This is a genomic window from Nocardioides sp. T5 (assembly GCF_048161455.1).
Classification (GTDB): Bacteria; Actinomycetota; Actinomycetes; order Propionibacteriales; family Nocardioidaceae; genus Nocardioides.
Genome location: NZ_CP182415.1, coordinates 804,274 through 824,109, shown reverse-complemented (window position 1 = coordinate 824,109; position 19,836 = coordinate 804,274). Strand labels below are relative to the sequence as shown.

Genomic DNA, 19,836 nt, shown 5'->3' with positions numbered 1-19,836 from the left:
ATGCACTGATGACACCCATCCCGAGGCGGCGGCGACCTCTGTCCCCGCCGGCCGCTGCGCTGACGGCTGCCGCCGGCGGCGGACTGAGTCGTCGGGCCCTGCTCGGCACCGGCGTCGCCGCCGGCGCCGGCCTGGCGCTCAGCGGGTGCGCCCCGCCCGAGCCGCCGGCGGCGGGCGGGCTCGCCGCCCTCGACCTGCCCACCGACGTCTCCGACACCGAGAAGACCCTCAAGTGGGCCAACTGGACGGCCTACCTCGACATGAACGGCAAGGAGACGACGTCCCCGACCCTGGACGCGTTCCGGGAGCAGAGCGGCCTCGACGTCGGCTACTTCGAGGAGATCGACGACAACGACTCCTACTACGCCAAGGTCGGCCCCCAGCTGCGTGCCGGCCAGGACATCGACCGCGACATCATCACCCTGACCGACTGGATGGCGGCCCGGCTCATCCGCGACCAGGTGGTCCAGCCGCTGGAGCTCATCCAGATGCCCAACGTGGTCAACAACCTCCTGCAGCCGCTCAAGGACGCCTCCTTCGACCCCGGCCGGCTCCACTCGATCACGTGGCAGAGCGGCTTCGCGGGCATCGGCTACAACCGGGAGAAGGTCGGTCGTGAGCTCAAGTCGCTCGACGACCTGTGGACCGACGACCTCAAGGGCAAGATCGTGGTGCTCTCGGAGTTCCGAGACACGGCCGGCCTGGTCATGCAGTCCCAGGGCGTCGACATCGAGAGCGACTGGGGCCAGGCGGAGTTCGAGAAGGCGCTCGACTTCATCGAGCAGAAGATCGACGAGGGCTACATCCGCAAGGTGAAGGGCAACTCCTACATGGAGGACCTCACCAGCGGCAACGCGGTCGCGGGCATCACGTGGAGCGGCGACATCTTCGTCCTCGCCTACGACACCGAGGACCCCAGCTGGACCTTCACCCTGCCCGAGTCGGGCGGCACGCTGTGGTCGGACAACATGATGGTCCCCATCACCTCGACGCACCGCAGGAACGCCCAGCGGCTGATGGACTACTACTACGACCCGGCCGTCGCGGCGCAGGTGGCCGCCTGGGTCAACTACGTGTGCCCCGTCGAGGGCGCCCAGGCCGAGATGGAGAAGATCGACCCCGAGCTCGCCGAGAGCCCGTGGATCTTCCCCACCGCCGACTTCATCGCCGACAACAACGTCCAGCAGTTCCGGGTGCTCGACGCGGACGAGGACATCCTGTACGCCGACCTGTGGTCCACGAAGGTGATGGGGAACTGACATGGCCGGATTCCGCGAGGCGCGAGGCGACCTCCAGCTCGAGAGCGTGACCAAGACCTTCGGCGACTTCACCGCCGTCGACGACATCGACCTGACCGTCCCGCGCGGCTCGTTCTTCGCGCTGCTCGGGCCCTCGGGCTGCGGCAAGACCACCACCCTGCGGATGGTCGCCGGCCTCGAGCAGCCCACCGCCGGGCGGGTGCGGATCGGCGACACCGACCTCACCGGGTCGCGGCCATATGAGCGGCCGGTCAACACCGTCTTCCAGTCCTACGCGCTCTTTCCCCACCTGACCATCCACGACAACGTCGCGTTCGGGCCGAAGCGTCGCAAGGACAAGGACGCGGCGCAGCGGGCCGAGGACGCCCTCGAGCTGGTGCAGATGACGTCCTTCGCGGCCCGCAAGCCCGCGCAGCTCTCCGGCGGGCAGCAGCAGCGCGTGGCGCTGGCTCGGGCGCTGGTCAACCACCCCGAGGTGCTGCTGCTCGACGAGCCGCTCGGCGCCCTCGACCTCAAGCTGCGACGCGAGATGCAGGTCGAGCTCAAGCGCATCCAGACCGAGGTGGGCCTGACCTTCATCCACGTCACCCACGACCAGGAGGAGGCCATGACCATGGCCGACACGGTCGCGGTGATGAACAGGGGCCGCATCGAGCAGCTCGGCCCTCCCGCCGAGCTCTACGACCTCCCCCGCACGCGGTTCGTGGCCAACTTCCTCGGCCAGGCCAACACCGGGGTCGGCACGATCGAGGGTCGCGACGGCGACCACCTGGTGGCCGACGTCCTCGGCACCAAGGTCAAGGTCCTCGAGGCGCGCTCGCAGGTGCACGACGGCGAGATGCTGTTCGGCGTACGTCCCGAGAAGGTGACCGTCTCGCGGAAGCAGCCCGACGGCGTCGGCAACGACGTGAAGGGCGTGGTGCGCGACGTCTCGTTCCTCGGGGTGGCGACCAGCTACCTCGTCGACATGCCCAGCGGCACCACGTGGAGCTGCTACGAGCAGAACCTCGACGTCGAGCCGCTCGACCTCCGACCCGGTGACGAGGTCTGGCTGACCTGGAACCCCGGTCACGCGTTCGGGGTGCCGGTGGAGGAGATCGCCGTATGAGCGCCCTGGCCCACGTGGCCGGCGACCCGGCGGCGGCTCCGGCTCCCCCGGCGCCGGAGACGAGGAAGCGCGGCTGGACGGCGTACCTCCTGCTGTTGCCGGGCGTGCTGTGGCTCGGCGTCTTCTTCATCCTGCCGCTCGTGCAGCTGGCGTCGGTCAGCCTGCAGAGCCGCTACCCGGGCTTCCCCGGCTACTACTACCGCGACCTGAACTTCGAGAACTACGTCAGCGCCCTGACCGACTACGCGCCGCACTTCGCGCGCTCGTTCCTCTACGCCGGCCTGGCGACGTTCTTCGCCTTCGTCGTGGCCTACCCGCTGGCCTACGCGATGGCGTTCAAGGTCGGCCGCTGGCGCAACCTGATGCTGATCTGCGTCATCGCGCCGTTCTTCACCTCGTTCATCCTGCGCACGTTCGCCTGGTCGCAGATCCTCGCCGACGAGGGTCCCGTCGCGGCGGTGCTCAACTTCCTGCACCTGCTGCCCGGCGGCAACATCATCAACACGCCGCTGGCCGTGATCGCCGGTCTCACCTACAACTTCCTGCCGTTCATGGTGCTGCCGATCTACGCCTCGCTCGAGCGGGCCGACCCGCGGGTGATCGAGGCGGGGGGCGACCTCTACGCCAACGGCTTCACGACCTTCCGCACGGTGACCCTGCCCATGTCGATGCCCGGCGTGCTCGCCGGGACGCTGCTGACGTTCATCCCGGCGGCCGGTGACTTCGTCAACATGGAGCTGCTCGGTCCCCAGCGCGGGAAGATGGTCGGCAACGTCATCAACGACCAGTTCCTCGCCGTCCCGGGCGGATACCCGGTGGCCGCGGCCCTGTCGTTCACGCTCATGGCCGCGATCCTGGTGATGGTCTTCCTCTACGTACGCCGCTTCGGCACCGAGGAGCTGGTGTGACGTGGCCACGATGACTCCCCCGACGACGACGCCGGCCCCGACGGCCGACCGCTCGCCCGCCTACCGGCCCTCGAGCGCCAAGCGGGTCCAGCTGTGGCTGGCCAACCACTTCGCGGTCCTCACGGCCGTCCTGGTGCTCCTCTACCTCTTCCTGCCCGTCGCCTACACGTTCGCCTTCTCCTTCAACGACCACGGCAAGACCAACATCGTGTGGCAGGGCTTCACCTGGGTGCACTGGCAGGACCCCTGCGGCGTGCCGGGTGTCTGCGAGTCGCTGGTCACCTCGCTGCAGGTCGGCGTGATCTCCACCGTCGTCGCCACGGTCCTCGGCACGCTCATGGCGCTGGCCATGGTCCGCTACCGCTTCCGCGGCAAGGCCGCGAGCAACCTGCTGATCTTCGTGCCGATGGCCACGCCCGAGATCGTCATGGGTGCGGCGCTGCTGACGATCTTCGTGCAGGGCTTCGCCAACATCGGCATCAACCTCGGCTTCACGACCATCGTCTTCGCCCACATCATGTTCTGCCTGAGCTTCGTGGTCGTCACCGTCAGGGCCCGCATCCAGTCCCTCGACCCCCGGATCGAGGAGGCCGCGCAGGACCTCTACGCAAGCCCGATGCAGACCTTCTGGAAGGTCACCTTCCCGCTGATCCTGCCCGGCATCGCGGGCGCCGCGATGCTCGCCTTCTCGCTGTCCTTCGACGACTTCATCATCACGAACTTCGTCTCCGGCAACGAGGCGACGTTCCCGAAGTTCGTCTACGTCGCCTCCCGCCGGGGCATCCCGGCCGAGGCCAACGTCATCGGCTTCTCGATGTTCGTGATCGCCGTGCTCCTCGTCGTGGGTGCGCAGGTCGTGAGCTCGCTCCGGGCCTCCACGAAGTGACCCCCTGCCCCGCACACCACCCTGACCGACCTGACAGAGAAGAGACGACGAGTGCCTGAGCCGATGCGTGTGCTGATGGTCGGGGCCGGCGGGGTCGGTGACGCCGCGGCCCGGATCGCGGTGGAGCGCGACTTCTTCGAGGCCTGGGTGGTGGCCGACTACGACCTCGCCCGGGCCGAGCGGACCGTCGCCGCTGCGCGCGGGCGCCAAGACAGTCGGGGATCGTCGGGCGAGGAGCGCTTCACCGCCGCGCAGGTCGACGCCTCCGACGCCGAGGCGGTGACGGCGCTCGCCCGGCAGGTCCGCGCCACCCACGTCTTCAACGCGGTGGACCCCCGCTTCGTGATGCCGATCTTCACCGGCGCGCTGGCCGCCGACGCCGACTACCTCGACATGGCGATGAGCCTGTCGGTGCGCCACCCCGACGCCCCCTACGAGGAGGTCGGGGTCAAGCTCGGCGACGAGCAGTTCGCCCGGGCCGGCGAGTGGGAGGCCGCCGGCCGCCTCGCGCTGCTCGGCATCGGCGTCGAGCCGGGGCTCTCCGACGTGTTCGCGCGCTACGCCGCCGACGAGCTCTTCGACCACATCGACGAGCTCGGCACCCGCGACGGCGCCAACCTCGTCATCCGCGACGACGACGGCAACGAGGTCTTCGCGCCCGGCTTCTCGATGTGGACGATCATCGAGGAGTGCCTCAACCCGCCGGTCGTGTGGGAGCGGGAGCGGGCCGGCGGCGACCTCGAGAAGGGGTTCTTCACCCTGCCGCCCTTCTCCGAGCCCGAGGTCTTCGACTTCCCCGAGGGGATCGGACCGGTCGAGTGCGTCCACGTCGAGCACGAGGAGGTCCTCCTGATGCCGCGCTGGGTCGAGGCCGACCGGGTCACCTTCAAGTACGGCCTGGGCGAGGAGATGATCGCGATCCTCCGCACCCTCCACACGCTCGGCCTGGACTCGACCGAGCCCGTCTCGGTCAAGGGCGTGGAGGTCTCGCCCCGCGACGTGGTCGCGGCCTGCCTGCCCGACCCCACGACGATCGGTCCGCGGATGGAGGGCAAGACCTGCGCCGGTCTCTTCGTGACCGGCACCGGCAAGGACGGCGCGCCGCGATCGACCTACCTCTACCACGTCGTGGACAACGCCGACTCCATGCGCGACTACGGCGCCCAGTGCGTGGTCTGGCAGACCGCGATCAACCCCGTCGTCGCGCTGGAGCTGCTCGCCGACGGGACCTGGTCGGGCAGCGGCGTCCTCGGCCCCGAGGCGCTGCCTCCGAAGCCCTTCCTCGACCTCCTCGCCGCACCCAAGCCCGACGGGTACGGATCCCCGTGGGGCCTCCAGGACAGAACACCCCACGACGTTCTTCTCCCCCGCTCCGCTCCTCCGAACAACGCCGCAGGGACCCCGAAGGACCGGACCAAGGACCACTGATGACCCTCTCCCAGCAACGCATCCTCGCCACCGAGATCCCCGGCCCGCGCTCGCAGGCCCTCCAGGCCCGCAAGGTCGCGGCCGTGTCGGCCGGCGTCGGCACGACCCTGCCGGTCTACGTCGAGCAGGCGGGCGGCGGGATCCTCCGCGACGTCGACGGCAACCAGCTCATCGACTTCGGCTCGGGCATCGCCGTCACCACGGTCGGCAACGCCGCCCCGCGGGTGGTCGAGGCGGTGCAGCGGCAGGTCGCCGACTTCACCCACACCTGCTTCATGGTCACGCCCTACGAGGAGTACGTCGCGGTCTGCGAGAAGCTGGCAGATCTCACTCCCGGCGAGCACGAGAAGCGCTCGGCGCTCTTCAACTCGGGCGCCGAGGCCGTCGAGAACGCGGTGAAGGTCGCGCGCCACCACACCGGTCGCGACGCGATCGTGGTGTTCGACCACGCCTACCACGGCCGCACCAACCTGACCATGGCGCTGACCGCGAAGAACATGCCCTACAAGCACCGCTTCGGGCCGTTCGCCGGCGAGGTCTACCGCGCCCCGATGGCCTACCCCTACCGCTGGCCCGGCGGCGCGGACGCCTGTGCCGAGGAGGCCTTCGACGCCTTCGTCGCCACCGTGCACACGCAGGTGGGCGAGGCGAACTGCGCGGCCGTGCTCATCGAGCCGATCCAGGGCGAGGGTGGCTTCATCGTCCCGCCCCCGGGCTGGCTGCCGCGGGTCGCCGAGTGGTGTCGCGAGCAGGGCATCCTGCTCATCGCCGACGAGATCCAGACCGGCTTCGCGCGCACCGGCGACTGGTTCGCCTGCGACCACGAGGGCGTCGTGCCCGACCTGGTGACCACGGCGAAGGGCATGGCCGGCGGCCTGCCGCTCGCCGCCGTGACCGGTCGCGCGGAGGTGATGGACTCCGTCCACGTCGGCGGTCTGGGCGGCACCTACGGCGGGAACCCGGTCGCCTGCGCGGCCGCGCTCGCCGCGATCGAGACCATGGAGGCCGAGGACCTGCCGGCCCGGGCGCGGCAGGTCGAGGCCGCCTTCCTGCCCCGGCTCCGCGCACTCGCCGAGCGGCACCCCGACCGGGTGGGCGACATCCGCGGGCGGGGCGCCATGCTGGCGGTCGAGCTGGTCAGCGACGGCCCGGGACGTACGCCGGACCCGGCGCTCGCCGCGGCCGTCCACCGGGCCTGCTCCGCGGACGGGCTGGTCACGCTCACCTGCGGCACCTTCGGCAACGTGTTCCGGTTCCTGCCGCCGCTCGCGATCGGGGACGACCTGCTCGCCGAGGGGCTCGACGTCTTCGAGGCCGCCTTCGACGCGGCGGTCGACGGCACCAGTGGCAAGGTGGGGTGATGGCTGACAACACCGTGCTCGAGACCGTCCCGACCCGGCTGCTCATCGGCGGAGCGTGGGTCGATGCCACCGGCGGCGGCACCTTCGAGGTGCACAACCCTGCCGACGCCGGCGTCCTGACCCGGGTGGCCGACGCGACCCCCGCCGACGGCGAGCGCGCGCTGGCCGCCGCTGCAGCCGCCCAGCAGGAGTGGCGCGCCACGGAGCCGCGCGCTCGCGGCGAGATCCTGCGCAAGGCCTTCGAGCTGCTGACCGAGCGTGCCGACGACTTCGCCCGGCTGATGACCCTCGAGATGGGCAAGACGCTCGCCGAGGCGAAGGGCGAGGTGACCTACGGCGCCGAGTTCTTCCGGTGGTTCTCCGAGGAGGCCGTGCGCATCCACGGGCGCTACTCCCCCGCGCCCTCCGGCAGCACCCGGCTGATCACCATGAAGGGCCCCGTCGGCCCGACCCTGATGATCACGCCCTGGAACTTCCCGCTCGCCATGGGGACGCGCAAGATCGGTCCGGCCATCGCCGCCGGGTGCACCATGGTGGTCAAGCCCGCCGCCGAGACGCCGCTGACGATGCTCGCCCTCGCCGCGCTCCTCGAGGAGGTCGGCCTGCCGGCCGGCGTGCTCAACGTCATCACCACCACCGACTCCGGCGGGGTCTGCGAGCCCATCATCACCGACCCCCGCCTGCGCAAGCTCACCTTCACCGGGTCGACGGCGGTGGGCAAGAAGCTCGTCGCCCAGGCCTCCGACCAGCTCCTGCGGGTCTCGATGGAGCTCGGCGGCAACGCCCCCTTCCTCGTCTTCGAGGACGCCGACCTCGACGCCGCGGTGGACGGCGCGATGCTCGCCAAGATGCGCAACATCGGCGAGGCGTGCACCTCGGCCAACCGGTTCCTGGTGCACGAGTCGGTCGCCGAGGAGTTCTCCCGCCGGTTCGCCGAGCGGATGGGCGCACTGAGGGTCGGTGACGGCACCCAGGACGGTGTCGACGTCGGACCGCTGATCACCGACAAGGCACGGGCGGGTGTCCACGAGCTGGTCGACGATGCCGTGTCCGCCGGGGCCCGTGCGCTCGTCGGCGGCGAGGTCCCCGCGGGGGCGGGTCACTTCTACCCGCCGACCGTGCTGGTCGACGTACCCCCGAGCGCCCGGGTGTTCCGCGAGGAGATCTTCGGCCCCGTTGCCCCGGTCTCGACCTTCGCCGACGAGGAGGAGGCGCTGCAGCGGGCCAACGACACCGAGTACGGCCTCGTCGCCTACGTCTTCACCCGCGACCACGCCCGCGTGCTTCGGGTCAGCGAGGCGCTGGAGTTCGGGATGGTCGGCGTCAACACCGGCATCGTGTCCAACCCGGCGGCCCCCTTCGGCGGCGTGAAGCACTCCGGCTTCGGCCGCGAGGGCGGCTTCGAGGGCATCGAGGAGTACCTCGAGACCAAGTACGTCGGCAGCGCGCTGTGAGCCGCCGACCTTGACCACCATCGACCGCGGGCGGCTGGCGGCGCTGCACGCCGAGGAGGAGCAGCGCTTCGTCGACCTGCACCCGACCTCGGCGCGACTGGCGTCGGAGGCCGGCGAGCACCTGCTCGCCGGCGTCCCGATGCCGTGGATGACGCGGTGGCCGGGGTCGTTCCCGCTGTTCGTGGAGTCGGCCGCAGGCGGTCGTTTCACCGACGTCGACGGCCTGGCCTACGTCGACCTGTGCCTCGGCGACACCGGGTCGATGACCGGTCACTGCCTGCCGGCCGTCGCCGACGCCGTGCGGGAGCGCACCGAGCGCGGCATCACCACGATGCTGCCCTCGACGGACGCCGCCTGGGTCGCCGGCGAGCTGAGCCGACGCTTCGGGCTTCCCCGCTGGCAGATGGCGATGACGGCCACCGACGCCAACCGCTTCGTGCTCCGCTTCGCCCGCCACCTCACCGGACGGCCCCGGATCGCGGTGATGGACTGGTGCTACCACGGCACGGTCGACGAGACGCTCGGCGTCCTCGAGCACGGCCGCGCGGGTGACCGGGTCGTCCCGCGGCCGGGTGCGCTCGGCCCGCAGGTCGACGTGGCCCGGACGACCGCCGTGGTCCCGTTCAACGACCTCGACGCGCTGGACACCCGGCTCGCCGAGGGTGACGTCGCCTGCCTGCTGATGGAGCCGGCGCTGACCAACATCGGGATCGTGCTGCCCGACGACGGCTACCTCGCGGCGGTCCGCGAGGTCACCCGGCGCCACGGGGTGCTGCTCGTCAACGACGAGACCCACACCATCTGCGCCGGTCCGGGCGGAGCCACCGCGGCCTGGGACCTCGAGCCCGACCTCGTGGTCATCGGCAAGCCGATCGGTGGTGGCATCCCCGTCGCGGCCTACGGCATGACCGAGGAGGTCGCCGCCCGCCTCGAGGGCCCGATGCTCGGTCACGACATCGACGTCGCCGGCGTCGGCGGCACCCTGTCGGGGTCGGCGCTGGCCATGGCCGCCGTGCGGGCGACGCTCTCCACCGCCCTGCGGCAGGAGGACTTCGAGGTCTCCATGCCCCTGGCCGAGCAGTTCACCGACGGCATCCGCGACGTCATCGCCGAGCACGACCTGCCCTGGCACGTGCAGCGGCTCGGCTGTCGTGCGGAGTACTGGTTCTGCCCGCCCCCGCGCACCGGCGCGGAGGCCGCGGCGGCCGTCGACGAGGAGCTCGACGCGTTCTTCCACCTCTGGACCGTCAACCGCGGGGTGCTGCTGGCGCCCTTCCACAACATGTCGCTGTTCTCGCCGTTCCACGACCGGACCGACGTCGACGCGCACACCTCGGCGTTCCGCGGCGCGGTGGAGGCGCTGCTCGGATGACCACCCGCCCGACCGGGCAGCGCCGCGTCCCCGGCGACGTGCTGGTGCACCTGCGCCGCACGCGCGACCACCTCGACCGGCACTTCGCCGAGCCCTTCGACCTCGACCACCTCGCCGGCCTCGCCGGGATGAGCCGCTTCCACTTCCTGCGGTCGTTCGCGCTGACGTACGGCGTGACGCCGGCGGCGTACCTCTCCCAGCGACGCGTCGAGCGGGCCCAGGACCTGCTGCGCGCGGCGAACCTGACCGTGACCGAGGTGTGCCACGCAGTGGGCTACAGCAGCCTGGGCTCGTTCAGCGCGCGGTTCCGGGCGATCGTCGGGGAGAGCCCGAGCGACTTCCAGCGGCGCTACGCGTCCGCGGGCAACCCGCGCATCCCCGGGTGCTACGTCTTCATGGCCGGGCTCGTCGAGAAGCGCGACGCGGAGAGCACCGCAACGCAGGAGAAGCACGGCGACACCGGACGTTCCTAGGCTCGTCGCATGATCACCAACATCTCCCTGCTGTCCGTCTGGGTGAAGGACATCGACGAGTCCCTCGCCTTCTACACCGACGTGCTCGGCTTCGAGGTCGGCGACGACCTCCAGCTCGGGCCCGACTTCCGCTGGTGCACGGTCGTGCACCCGAAACAGCCCGAGGTCCACCTCCACCTCACCACGCCCAGCGGTCCCCTCCCCGACTACCTCATCGAGGCGATGAGGCGCGCCCAGGACGAGGGCGGGCTGCCCGGGGTCGGGCTGAACGTCGACGACTGCCGGGCGACCTACGAGGACCTCCGGGCCAAGGGCGTGGAGTTCCTGCAGGAGCCCGAGGAGCGGCCCTACGGCGTCGAGGCCCTGATGCGCGACAACTCCGGCAACTGGATGGTCCTGGTCGAGAAGCGCGACTACGTCCCCGAGGACTTCGAGGGCGTCGACATGGGCTGACGCCCGGCTCCGCCCGGCGTACCGTGGACGGATGAGGAGCTGGCTCGCGACCGTCGGCGTGCTGCTGCTGGCCCTCGTGGTGCTCCGGGTGGCCTGCGCGGCCCTCCGCGGCGACCTGGGCGAGTGGCGCAGCGCCCGCGCTCTCGGGCGGGTCGCGCAGCGGGCACGGCGTCTCAGGCACGGGGCCGAGGTGGTCCCGGTCGGCCGGCCGGTCGAGCAGGTGGCCGCCGACCTGCGCCGGCTCCACGCCGCCTTCCACCGCGGCGGGATGCGTTTCGCGAAGTACGAGGGCTGCCGGCTCGCCTACGACCGGGTGCTCGGCGAGGCCGCCGACATCGCGGGCTGCCCGCACCTGCTGGCGGTCCTGCCTCCCGGGGAGGAGCTCGACCACGAGCGTGAGCGGGTGGAGTGGCTGCTCGTCCACCACGGCCTGCTCCCGCCGCCGTACGCCGTCTGACCCGGGTCTCAGGACCCAGGCGTGCGCTCGAGCACCCCGGCGGCCCGGGCCGCCTCGGCGTAGGCCGCGGCGAGCGTGTCCACGGTGTCGTGCGCGTTGAGCCCCGAAGGGTTGGGCACCACGAACACGCGCGAGCTGCCCCAGCGTCCGGGCTGCTCCCCGACCTTCGCGCCACGCTGGCCGAACGCCGTGCGGTAGGCGGTGACACCGGCGACGGCCACGACGGACGGGCTCCGCTCGCCCACGAGTGCGCGAAGACGCTCCCCGCCGGCGCGCAGCTCCTCGGTCGTGAGCTCGTCGGCCCGCGCGGTGGCCCGCGGCACCACGTTGGTGATGCCGATCCCCCGCCGGCGCAGCTCGTCGCGGTCCTCGTCGGTCATCCCGGCCGACGGGTCGATCCGCCTCGGGACGATCCCGGCCCGCAGCAGCGCGGGGTAGAAGCGGTTGCCCGGGCGGGCGAAATGGCTCTGGGTCGCGGCGGTCCACAGCCCCGGGTTGATGCCGACGAACAACAACCGGAGCGGCTGGTCGTCGGCCGGGAGGAGGTCCGGGACCTCGACGTCGCGGAACGACTCCAGCTCCGCCCTGGTGAACCCCATGACCCCATCCTGCCGGGCCGGACCCACGACGGACGCACGAGACCCCGCCTCCCTTGCGGGAGACGGGGTCTCGGGTGCTGCGGTGCCGGTCAGCGACCGGCGGTGATCACTTGGTGATCTTGACGACGCGGCCCGCGCCGACGGTGCGGCCGCCCTCGCGGATGGCGAAGCGCAGGCCCTCGTCCATCGCGATGGGCTGGATGAGCTCGACCGACATCTCGGTGTTGTCACCCGGCATGACCATCTCGGTGCCCTCGGGCAGGGTCACAACACCGGTCACGTCAGTCGTACGGAAGTAGAACTGGGGACGGTAGTTGTTGAAGAACGGCGTGTGACGGCCGCCCTCGTCCTTGCTGAGGATGTAGACGGAGGCCTCGAAGTTGGTGTGCGGGGTGGTCGTGCCCGGCTTGATCACGACCATGCCGCGCTCGACGTCCTCGCGCTTCGTGCCACGGAGGAGCAGACCGACGTTCTCGCCCGCCTGGCCCTCGTCGAGGAGCTTGCGGAACATCTCGACACCGGTGACGGTGCTCTTCTGCGAGCCCTCGCGGATGCCGATGATCTCGACCTCCTCGTTGACCTTGACGATGCCGCGCTCGATGCGACCGGTGATGACGGTGCCACGACCGGTGATCGTGAAGACGTCCTCGACGGGCATGAGGAAGGGCTTGTCGGTCTCGCGCTCGGGGGTCGGGATGTAGTCGTCCACGGCCTGCATGAGCTCGGCGATCGAGTCGCCCCACTTGGCGTCACCGTTGAGGGCCGGGAAGGCCGCCACGCGCACGACGGGGATGTCGTCGCCCGGGAACTCGTACTCGGAGAGGAGCTCGCGCACCTCCATCTCGACGAGCTCGATGAGCTCCTCGTCGTCGACCATGTCGCACTTGTTGAGCGCCACGACCAGGGCGGGCACGCCGACCTGGCGGGCGAGCAGCACGTGCTCGCGGGTCTGCGGCATCGGGCCGTCGGTGGCGGCGACCACGAGGATCGCGCCGTCCATCTGAGCCGCGCCGGTGATCATGTTCTTGATGTAGTCGGCGTGACCGGGGCAGTCGACGTGCGCGTAGTGACGCACCTCGGTCTGGTACTCGACGTGCGCGATCGAGATCGTGATGCCGCGCTGGCGCTCCTCGGGAGCCTTGTCGATCTGGTCGAACGCCGAAGCCTCGTTGAGGTCCGGGTGCTTGTCGTGCAACACCTTGGTGATCGCCGCGGTCAGCGTCGTCTTGCCGTGGTCGATGTGACCGATGGTGCCGATGTTGACGTGCGGCTTGGTCCGCTCGAACTTCGCCTTAGCCACTGGGGCTCCTCCTGATTGTTGTTCTCTGCGTGTGAGAGTTGGTGACTCGTGGGTGTGGGTGGTGCTGGTGCCGAGGATCCGAGGCGCGATTACTCGCCGCGGACCTTCTTGATGATCTCGTCGGCGATGTTCGTGGGAACCTCGGCGTACGAGTCGAACTCCATCGAGTACGACGCCTGACCAGAGGTCTTGGACCTCAGGTCGCCAACGTACCCGAACATCTCGGACAGCGGCACGAGGGCGCTCACGACCATGTCGCCGTGACGCTCCTCCTGCGCCTGGATCTGGCCGCGGCGCGAGTTGATGTCGCCGATGACCGTGCCGAGGAAGCTCTCGGGGGTGGTCACCTCGACGGCGAACATCGGCTCGAGCAGCACCGGCTTGGCCTTGCGTGCGGCCTCCTTGAAGGCCTGGTTGCCGGCGATCTTGAACGCGAGCTCGGACGAGTCGACGTCGTGGTAGGCGCCGTCCTCGAGCGAGAACTTCACGTCGACCATGGGGTAGCCGGCGAGCACGCCGAACTCCATGGCCTCCTGGCCACCCTGGTCGACCGAGGGGATGTACTCCTTCGGGACGCGACCACCGGTGACGTTGTTGACGAACTCGTAGCCCGCGCCGACGCCGGTCTCGGGGTCGATGTTCGGCCCCAGGTTGACGACGACCTTCGCGAACTGGCCGGAGCCACCCGTCTGCTTCTTGTGGGTGTAGGAGTGCTTCTCGACCGTGTTGCGGACGGTCTCGCGGTAGGCGACCTGCGGCTTGCCGACCGTCGCCTCGACGCGGAACTCGCGCTTCATGCGGTCGACGAGGATCTCCAGGTGGAGCTCGCCCATGCCGGCGATGATCGTCTGCCCGGTCTCCTCGTCGGCCTTGACCGTGAAGGTCGGGTCCTCGTCGGAGAGACGCTGGATGGCGGTACCGAGCTTCTCCTGGTCACCCTTGGTCTTGGGCTCGATCGCGACCTCGATCACCGGGGCCGGGAACGTCATCGACTCGAGCACGACCTGGTTGTTCGGGTCGCTCAGGGTGTGGCCGGTCTTGGTGTCCTTGAGGCCCATGACGGCCACGATCTGGCCGGCGCCGACCGACGCGATCTCCTCACGCTTGTTGGCGTGCATCTGGTAGACCTTGCCGATCCGCTCCTTGCGGCCGTTGACCGAGTTGACCACGGTCGAGCCGGCCTCGAGCTTGCCCGAGTAGACGCGGACGTAGATCAGCTTGCCCAGGTGCGGGTCGGAAGCGATCTTGTAGGCCAGGCCGGAGAACGGCTCGTCGTCGGAGGGCTTGCGGGAGATGGCCTCCTCCTCGTCGCGCGGCGAGTGACCGACGATGGCGTCGATGTCGAGCGGCGAGGGGAGGTACTTGACGACCGCGTCGAGCAGGGGCTGGACGCCCTTGTTCTTGAAGGCGGTGCCGCAGAGGACCGGGTTGACCTTGTCGGCCAGCGTGGCGCGACGGATCGCGGCCTCGAGCTCCTCGACGGTGAAGTTCTCGTCACCCTCCTCGAGGTACTTCTCCATGATGTCGTCGTCGGCCTCGGCGAGCGTCTCGATGAACTTCTCGCGGTACTCCGCGGCCTGCTCGGCGAGGTCGGCCGGGATCTCCTCGACGTCGTAGTCCTCACCCATCTTGGTCTCGCCGCGCCAGGTGAGGGCACGCATGCCGACCAGGTCGACGACACCGAGGAAGTCGGACTCCGCGCCGATCGGCAGCTGGAGCACGAGCGGGGTGGAGTTGAGGCGCTCGACCATCATGTCGACGCAGCGGAAGAAGTCCGCGCCGGTGCGGTCGAGCTTGTTGACGAAGCACATGCGGGGGACGGAGTACTTGTTGGCCTGGCGCCACACCGTCATGGTCTGCGGCTCGACACCGGCAACACCGTCGAAGACCGCCACGGCGCCGTCGAGGACGCGCAGCGAGCGCTCGACCTCGGCGGTGAAGTCCACGTGGCCGGGGGTGTCGATGATGTTGATCTGGTGGTTCTTCCACCAGCAGGTCGTCGCGGCCGACGTGATGGTGATGCCGCGCTCCTGCTCCTGCTCCATCCAGTCCATCGTGGCGCCACCCTCGTGGACCTCACCGATCTTGTAGGTGATGCCGGTGTAGAAGAGGATGCGCTCGGTGGTGGTGGTCTTGCCGGCGTCGATGTGCGCCATGATGCCGATGTTGCGGACCTTGTTGAGGTCGGTGGTGATGTCGACAGCCACTGTTGTGTCTCAGTCCCTCGGAAGTTGGTGGGAGCTCGTGGGGTGAGGGGCCGTACGACGCGCGCTGCGGGTCATACGGCCCCTCGCCGTCACCAGCGGTAGTGGGCGAAGGCCTTGTTGGACTCGGCCATCTTGTGGGTGTCCTCGCGCTTCTTCACAGCGGCACCGAGGCCGTTGCTCGCGTCGAGGATCTCGTTCATCAGACGCTCGGCCATGGTCTTCTCACGGCGGTCGGCGGCGTAGCCCACGAGCCAGCGCAGGGCCAGCGTGGTGGAGCGGTTGGCCTTGACCTCGACGGGGACCTGGTAGGTCGCGCCGCCGACGCGGCGGGACTTGACCTCGATGGCCGGCTTGACGTTGTCCATCGCGCGCTTGAGCGTGACGACCGGGTCGGTGCCGGTCTTCTCGCGGCAGCCCTCGAGTGCGGTGTAGACGATGCGCTGCGCCACAGCCTTCTTGCCGTCCTGCAGGACCTTGCTCACGAGCTGGGTGACCAGCTGGGAACCGTAGACCGGGTCGACGACGAGGGGGCGCTTGGGAGCGGGACCCTTGCGAGGCATTACTTCTCCTTCTTCGCGCCGTAGCGGCTGCGGGCCTGCTTGCGGTTCTTGACACCCTGGGTGTCGAGCGAGCCGCGGATGATCTTGTAGCGGACACCGGGAAGGTCCTTCACACGGCCGCCGCGGACGAGCACGATCGAGTGCTCCTGCAGGTTGTGACCGACACCCGGGATGTAGGCGGTGACCTCGACGCCACTGCTCAGGCGCACGCGGGCGACCTTGCGGAGGGCGGAGTTCGGCTTCTTCGGGGTGGTCGTGTAGACGCGGGTGCAGACGCCTCGGCGCTGCGGGGATCCCTTCAGGGCAGGCGTCTTGTTCTTGGACACCTTGTCCTGGCGGCCCTTGCGGACCAGCTGGTTGATGGTGGGCACCTGGTGGTTCCCTCTCTCTGTCTGCTCATCACGGTCCGACGCGGTGCCGGACTCGGGTGTCGTGCGCTGCTGCATGTGCCTGTTGCGAATACCGTGGCCAGCCGGGGCGCGGCCTGGAACGCCGCGAAGTCCGAGCATGGGCATGGGTCTGGACGTGCCAGACACGAAGATTGAGGCTACTCGGGCGCCACGGCAGGGTCAAAATGCCGCTGGCACCGCCCGGACGCCCGGTTCGACGACCTGCCGCTCCCGCTCGCGCCGCGTGCGGTCGAGCCGGAGGTAGAGCGCTGCCGAGAGCGCCACACCGGCGATCGTGAGCAGCCCGCCGCCCAGCAGCGTCCAGCGGGCGCCGTACTCCTGGCCGATCCAGCCGATGACGGGCGCACCGACCGGGGTGCCGCCCATGAAGATCATCAGGTAGAGGGCCATCACGCGACCGCGCACGCCGGCGTCGGTGTTCAGCTGCATGTAGGTGTTGGCGCTGGTGATGAAGGTCAGGGCGGTGAGGCCGGTGACCGGCGCGAGCAGCGCGAAGGTGAGGTAGGAGGGCATCAGCCCGGCCAGCATCACCGAGGCACCGAAGGCCAGGGCGGCCCCCACGACGAGGCGCTGGCGCACGTGGCTGCGGCGGGCGGCGAGCAGCGCGCCGGCGAGGGAGCCGACGGCCAGGAACGAGCCGAGCAGCCCGAACTCCTCCGGCCCCTTGCCGAACACCTCGGTGGCCATCAGGGCCGAGGTGATCTGGAAGTTGAGGCCGAAGGTGCCGGCGAAGAACACCAGCCCGAGGACGAGCAGCAGGTCGGGGCGGGCCCGGACGTAGGCCACGCCCTCGCGGATCGCGCCGGGTCCGCGGTCGGCGGGCGCCGCGGCGTCGATCCGGCTGGCGTCGAGGTGGCGCAGCGACCAGATCGGGGCGGCGTACGACACCGCGTTGAGCAGGATGACCCACCCGGTGGCCACCGCTCCCCCGCCGAAGGCGGCGATGAGGACGCCGGCCAGGCCGGGGCCGACGAGGCGGGCGGCGTTGAAGCTGGCGGAGTTGAGGCCGACGGCGTTGGTCAGATCGACCGGGTCGACGAGCTCGGAGACGAAGGACTGGCGAGCCGGCGCGTCGAAGGCCGACGCGGAGCCGAGGAGGAAGGCCAGGACGTAGACGTGCCAGACCTCGGCGACGCCGGTGACGGCGAGGATGCCGAGGACGGCAGCGGGCAGCGCCATGCCGAGGTTGGTGAGCTGCAGCAGCCGCTGCTTGGGCATGCGGTCGGCGATCAGGCCGGCGAACGGCGTCAGCAGCAGGAACGGCAGGAACTGGAGCCCGGTCGTGATGCCCAGCGCGGTGGCGCCGGACCCGACGGCGAGCTCGAGCACCAGCCAGTCCTGGGCGACGCGCTGCATCCAGGTGCCGGTGTTGGACACGACCCCGCCGGCTGCGTAGCGGCGGTAGTTCGGGTTGGAGAGGGAGCGGAACGTGGGACTCGTGGTGACTCCTCAGTCGGTCATGGGTCAGGTGGTCAGTCGGCGACGGCGAGCCGGGCCAGGATCGGGGCCGCGTCGCGGAGGGTGGCGCGCTCGGCGGGCGTGAGCTCGCTCAGGCGCCGGGACAGCCAGGCGTCGCGGCGCTGGCGGTCGGCCAGCACGGCGGCGCGGCCGGCGTCGGTGAGGGAGACGACGACCTGGCGGCCGTCGGTCTCGTGGGGGCGCCGCTCGACGTAGCCGTCGGCCTCGAGGCAGTTGACGGTGCGGGTCATCGACGGCGGCTGGACGCGCTCGGCGCGGGCCAGGTCGCCGACGGTCTGCTCGCCCGTCCGGACCAGCAGCCCCAGCACGACCATCTGCGGGATGCTCAGGTCGTTGTCGGGGTGGCGCTCGGAGACGAGGCGGCGGCGCAGGCGCATGACACCGGCCCGGAGCTCGGAGGCGAGCCCGGCGTCGGTACGGAGGTCGGCGGTCGGCATGTCGTTAGCGTAACTCATTACCTGTGCTAACCATTCCGTCGGCCTCGCGCACCGCCGGGGAGTCCCCGCTCATGCGGGGAGTCCGTCACCTGGAGGCCGTTGCAACCCCCACCAAGTGGCAGAGTCCCCGCTCGAGCGGGGACTCTGCCGAGGAGGTCCGGGCGAAACGCGGGCCGGGGCCGCGGTGACTCAGGCGGTCAGGAGAGCCAGCCGCTGATCGGCGTGTAGGCGAAGTAGACGACGAACAGGGCCGCGACGACCCACATGAGCGGGTGGACCTCGCGGGTCTTGCCGACGACGACCTTGATGAAGACGTACGCCACGAAGCCGGCGCCGATGCCGACCGAGATCGAGTAGGTGAACGGCATGAGGACGACGGTGAGGAAGGCCGGGATGGCCACCTCGAGGTCGCGCCAGTCGATCTCGGTGACCTGCTGCATCATCAGGAAGCCCACGAGCACCAGCGCCGGGACGGCCGCCTCCGAGGGGATGGCCGCGACGAGGGGCGTGAAGAAGGTGGCCAGCAGGAACAGCGCGCCGGTGACGACGGACGCCAGACCCGTGCGGGCGCCCTCGCCGACGCCCGAGGCGCTCTCGATGTAGGACGTGTTGGACGAGACGCCGGCGGCACCGCCGGCGATCGCGGCGACGGAGTCGACGACCAGGATGCGCTGGGCGCCCGGCGGGGTGCCCTCCTCGTCGTTGAGGCCGGCCTCGGCGCCGATCGCCGTCATCGTGCCCATCGTGTCGAAGAAGTCGGCCAGCAGCAGCGAGAAGACGAGGAGCAGGGCAGCCAGCACGCCGGTGCCGGCGCTGCCGAAGGCGCCGAAGAGGTCGACCTCGCCCAGGGTGTCGAAGGACGGCAGGCCGACGACGTCGCCGCTGAGCGTCGGCACGCTGAGCGACCAGCCCTTGGGGTTGTCGGCCGAAGCCGCACCCAGGCCGGCGATGGCCTCGACGACCACGGCGACGACGGTGGTGACGAGGATCGAGATGAGGATCGCGCCGCGCACCTTGCGCACCCAGAGGGCGACCATGAGCGCCAGGCCCAGGCAGAACACGAGCACCGGCCAGCCGCCGAGGTGGCCGTCCGCACCGAGCTGGACCGGCACGGTGGTCTGGAAGGCGTCGGGGATGCGGGTCACGACGCGGGCGTCGACGAAGCCGATGAGGGCGATGAAGAGGCCGATGCCGACCGAGATGGCGACCTTGAGCTGCTGGGGCACGGCGTGGAACACGGCCTTGCGGAATCCGGTGAGCACCAGCAGCAGGATGATGATGCCCTCGAGGACGACGAGCCCCATCGCCGCGCCCCACGTGGACTGCCGGGCGATGGTGTTGGCGACGAACGCGTTGAGCCCCAGGCCGGTGGCCAGCGCGAGCGGGAAGTTGGCGAACCCGCCCATGGCGATGGTCAGCACGCCGGCGACCAGCGCCGTGCCGGCGGCGATGGCCGGGATGCCGCTGCCGGGCTCGGCGCCGCCGCCGAGGAAGGCGCCCGTCGAGTCGGGCACGAAACCGAGGATGAGCGGGTTGAGCACGATGATGTAGGCCATCGTCAAGAAGGTGACGACGCCTCCGCGGACCTCCTGGCCGACGGTCGAGCCGCGCTGGCTGATCCGGAAGTAGCCGTCGAGGCCGGAGCCCTGCGGTCGCTGTCGCTGTGTCTGCGTCTGGTCGCTCAC

At 70.3% G+C, this 19,836-nt stretch carries 19 protein-coding genes; 11 read left to right on the top strand and 8 right to left on the bottom strand.

The window, feature by feature from the left end; all coding sequences use genetic code 11:
• Window positions 1-8 precede the first annotated feature (8 nt).
• From ACNKF0_RS03945 to ACNKF0_RS03895, 11 genes are read left to right on the top strand one after another with little or no spacing between them, the layout of a single operon-like run.
• A complete protein-coding gene (locus ACNKF0_RS03945; RefSeq protein ID WP_416955945.1) occupies window positions 9-1,259 on the top strand; it encodes an ABC transporter substrate-binding protein in 1,251 nt (416 codons plus the stop codon).
• A 1-nt stretch (window position 1,260) separates the two neighbouring features.
• Window positions 1,261-2,367 carry an ABC transporter ATP-binding protein gene (locus ACNKF0_RS03940; protein WP_416955943.1) on the top strand — a complete coding sequence of 369 codons (1,107 nt, stop codon included), beginning with the start codon at window positions 1,261-1,263 and terminating at the stop codon, window positions 2,365-2,367.
• Window positions 2,364-3,275, top strand: a complete 912-nt coding sequence (locus ACNKF0_RS03935) for an ABC transporter permease (protein ID WP_416955941.1) — start codon at window positions 2,364-2,366, stop codon at window positions 3,273-3,275. Before ACNKF0_RS03940 ends, ACNKF0_RS03935 begins: the two co-directional genes overlap by 4 nt.
• A 10-nt stretch (window positions 3,276-3,285) precedes the next feature.
• The gene (locus ACNKF0_RS03930; protein WP_416955939.1) at window positions 3,286-4,161 is read left to right on the top strand and encodes an ABC transporter permease; all 876 of its coding nucleotides are present in this window, start codon (window positions 3,286-3,288) and stop codon (window positions 4,159-4,161) included.
• A gap of 51 nt (window positions 4,162-4,212) precedes the next feature.
• Window positions 4,213-5,589, top strand: a complete 1,377-nt coding sequence (locus ACNKF0_RS03925) for a saccharopine dehydrogenase family protein (protein ID WP_416955937.1) — start codon at window positions 4,213-4,215, stop codon at window positions 5,587-5,589.
• Complete coding sequence (gene gabT, locus ACNKF0_RS03920; protein ID WP_416955935.1) at window positions 5,589-6,950, top strand: 4-aminobutyrate--2-oxoglutarate transaminase; 1,362 nt, start codon at window positions 5,589-5,591, stop codon at window positions 6,948-6,950. The genes ACNKF0_RS03925 and gabT overlap by 1 nt, the downstream gene beginning before the upstream one ends.
• Window positions 6,950-8,404: an NAD-dependent succinate-semialdehyde dehydrogenase gene (locus tag ACNKF0_RS03915; protein ID WP_416955933.1), complete on the top strand. Its 1,455-nt coding sequence runs from the start codon at window positions 6,950-6,952 to the stop codon at window positions 8,402-8,404. Before gabT ends, ACNKF0_RS03915 begins: the two co-directional genes overlap by 1 nt.
• Before the next feature lie 10 nt (window positions 8,405-8,414).
• Complete coding sequence (locus ACNKF0_RS03910) at window positions 8,415-9,776, top strand: transaminase (RefSeq protein ID WP_416955931.1); 1,362 nt, start codon at window positions 8,415-8,417, stop codon at window positions 9,774-9,776.
• Window positions 9,773-10,249 (top strand): helix-turn-helix domain-containing protein, encoded by a 477-nt coding sequence (locus tag ACNKF0_RS03905; protein ID WP_416955929.1) that lies wholly within the window; start codon window positions 9,773-9,775, stop codon window positions 10,247-10,249. Before ACNKF0_RS03910 ends, ACNKF0_RS03905 begins: the two co-directional genes overlap by 4 nt.
• Before the next feature lie 9 nt (window positions 10,250-10,258).
• Entirely contained in the window at window positions 10,259-10,702 is a 444-nt protein-coding gene (locus ACNKF0_RS03900; protein ID WP_416955927.1) for a VOC family protein, read from the top strand.
• 31 nt (window positions 10,703-10,733) lie between these two features.
• Window positions 10,734-11,159, top strand: a complete 426-nt coding sequence (locus ACNKF0_RS03895) for a hypothetical protein (RefSeq protein ID WP_416955925.1) — start codon at window positions 10,734-10,736, stop codon at window positions 11,157-11,159.
• Between the two features lie 8 nt (window positions 11,160-11,167).
• Here the strand turns inward: ACNKF0_RS03895 and ACNKF0_RS03890 are convergent, their stop codons facing one another.
• From ACNKF0_RS03890 to ACNKF0_RS03855, 8 genes are all read right to left on the bottom strand, one after another.
• Window positions 11,168-11,758: a mismatch-specific DNA-glycosylase gene (locus ACNKF0_RS03890; RefSeq protein ID WP_416955923.1), complete on the bottom strand. Its 591-nt coding sequence runs from the start codon at window positions 11,756-11,758 to the stop codon at window positions 11,168-11,170.
• A 106-nt stretch (window positions 11,759-11,864) separates the two neighbouring features.
• Window positions 11,865-13,058: an elongation factor Tu gene (tuf, locus tag ACNKF0_RS03885; RefSeq protein ID WP_416955921.1), complete on the bottom strand. Its 1,194-nt coding sequence runs from the start codon at window positions 13,056-13,058 to the stop codon at window positions 11,865-11,867.
• An 89-nt stretch (window positions 13,059-13,147) separates the two neighbouring features.
• Window positions 13,148-15,214 carry an elongation factor G gene (fusA, locus tag ACNKF0_RS03880; RefSeq protein WP_416958417.1) on the bottom strand — a complete coding sequence of 689 codons (2,067 nt, stop codon included), beginning with the start codon at window positions 15,212-15,214 and terminating at the stop codon, window positions 13,148-13,150.
• 140 nt (window positions 15,215-15,354) lie between these two features.
• On the bottom strand, window positions 15,355-15,825 hold the full coding sequence (gene rpsG, locus ACNKF0_RS03875; RefSeq protein WP_135838828.1) for a 30S ribosomal protein S7: 471 nt from the start codon (window positions 15,823-15,825) through the stop codon (window positions 15,355-15,357).
• Entirely contained in the window at window positions 15,825-16,196 is a 372-nt protein-coding gene (rpsL, locus tag ACNKF0_RS03870) for a 30S ribosomal protein S12 (protein ID WP_056906817.1), read from the bottom strand. Before rpsL ends, rpsG begins: the two co-directional genes overlap by 1 nt.
• A gap of 198 nt (window positions 16,197-16,394) precedes the next feature.
• Entirely contained in the window at window positions 16,395-17,612 is a 1,218-nt protein-coding gene (locus tag ACNKF0_RS03865) for an MFS transporter (protein WP_416955918.1), read from the bottom strand.
• Between the two features lie 95 nt (window positions 17,613-17,707).
• Complete coding sequence (locus ACNKF0_RS03860) at window positions 17,708-18,151, bottom strand: MarR family winged helix-turn-helix transcriptional regulator (protein WP_299922773.1); 444 nt, start codon at window positions 18,149-18,151, stop codon at window positions 17,708-17,710.
• A gap of 197 nt (window positions 18,152-18,348) precedes the next feature.
• Window positions 18,349-19,836 carry an NCS2 family permease gene (locus ACNKF0_RS03855; RefSeq protein WP_416955916.1) on the bottom strand — a complete coding sequence of 496 codons (1,488 nt, stop codon included), beginning with the start codon at window positions 19,834-19,836 and terminating at the stop codon, window positions 18,349-18,351.

Coding starts and splice junctions, on each gene's coding strand:
- ACNKF0_RS03945 (WP_416955945.1), top strand. CDS start 9: ATGACACCCATCCCGAGGCGGCGGCGACCTCTGTCCCCGCCGGCCGCT.
- ACNKF0_RS03940 (WP_416955943.1), top strand. CDS start 1,261: ATGGCCGGATTCCGCGAGGCGCGAGGCGACCTCCAGCTCGAGAGCGTG.
- ACNKF0_RS03935 (WP_416955941.1), top strand. CDS start 2,364: ATGAGCGCCCTGGCCCACGTGGCCGGCGACCCGGCGGCGGCTCCGGCT.
- ACNKF0_RS03930 (WP_416955939.1), top strand. CDS start 3,286: ATGACTCCCCCGACGACGACGCCGGCCCCGACGGCCGACCGCTCGCCC.
- gabT (WP_416955935.1), top strand. CDS start 5,589: ATGACCCTCTCCCAGCAACGCATCCTCGCCACCGAGATCCCCGGCCCG.
- ACNKF0_RS03915 (WP_416955933.1), top strand. CDS start 6,950: ATGGCTGACAACACCGTGCTCGAGACCGTCCCGACCCGGCTGCTCATC.
- ACNKF0_RS03905 (WP_416955929.1), top strand. CDS start 9,773: ATGACCACCCGCCCGACCGGGCAGCGCCGCGTCCCCGGCGACGTGCTG.
- ACNKF0_RS03900 (WP_416955927.1), top strand. CDS start 10,259: ATGATCACCAACATCTCCCTGCTGTCCGTCTGGGTGAAGGACATCGAC.
- ACNKF0_RS03895 (WP_416955925.1), top strand. CDS start 10,734: ATGAGGAGCTGGCTCGCGACCGTCGGCGTGCTGCTGCTGGCCCTCGTG.
- ACNKF0_RS03890 (WP_416955923.1), bottom strand. CDS start 11,758: ATGGGGTTCACCAGGGCGGAGCTGGAGTCGTTCCGCGACGTCGAGGTC.
- fusA (WP_416958417.1), bottom strand. CDS start 15,214: ATGGCGCACATCGACGCCGGCAAGACCACCACCACCGAGCGCATCCTC.
- rpsG (WP_135838828.1), bottom strand. CDS start 15,825: ATGCCTCGCAAGGGTCCCGCTCCCAAGCGCCCCCTCGTCGTCGACCCG.
- ACNKF0_RS03860 (WP_299922773.1), bottom strand. CDS start 18,151: ATGCCGACCGCCGACCTCCGTACCGACGCCGGGCTCGCCTCCGAGCTC.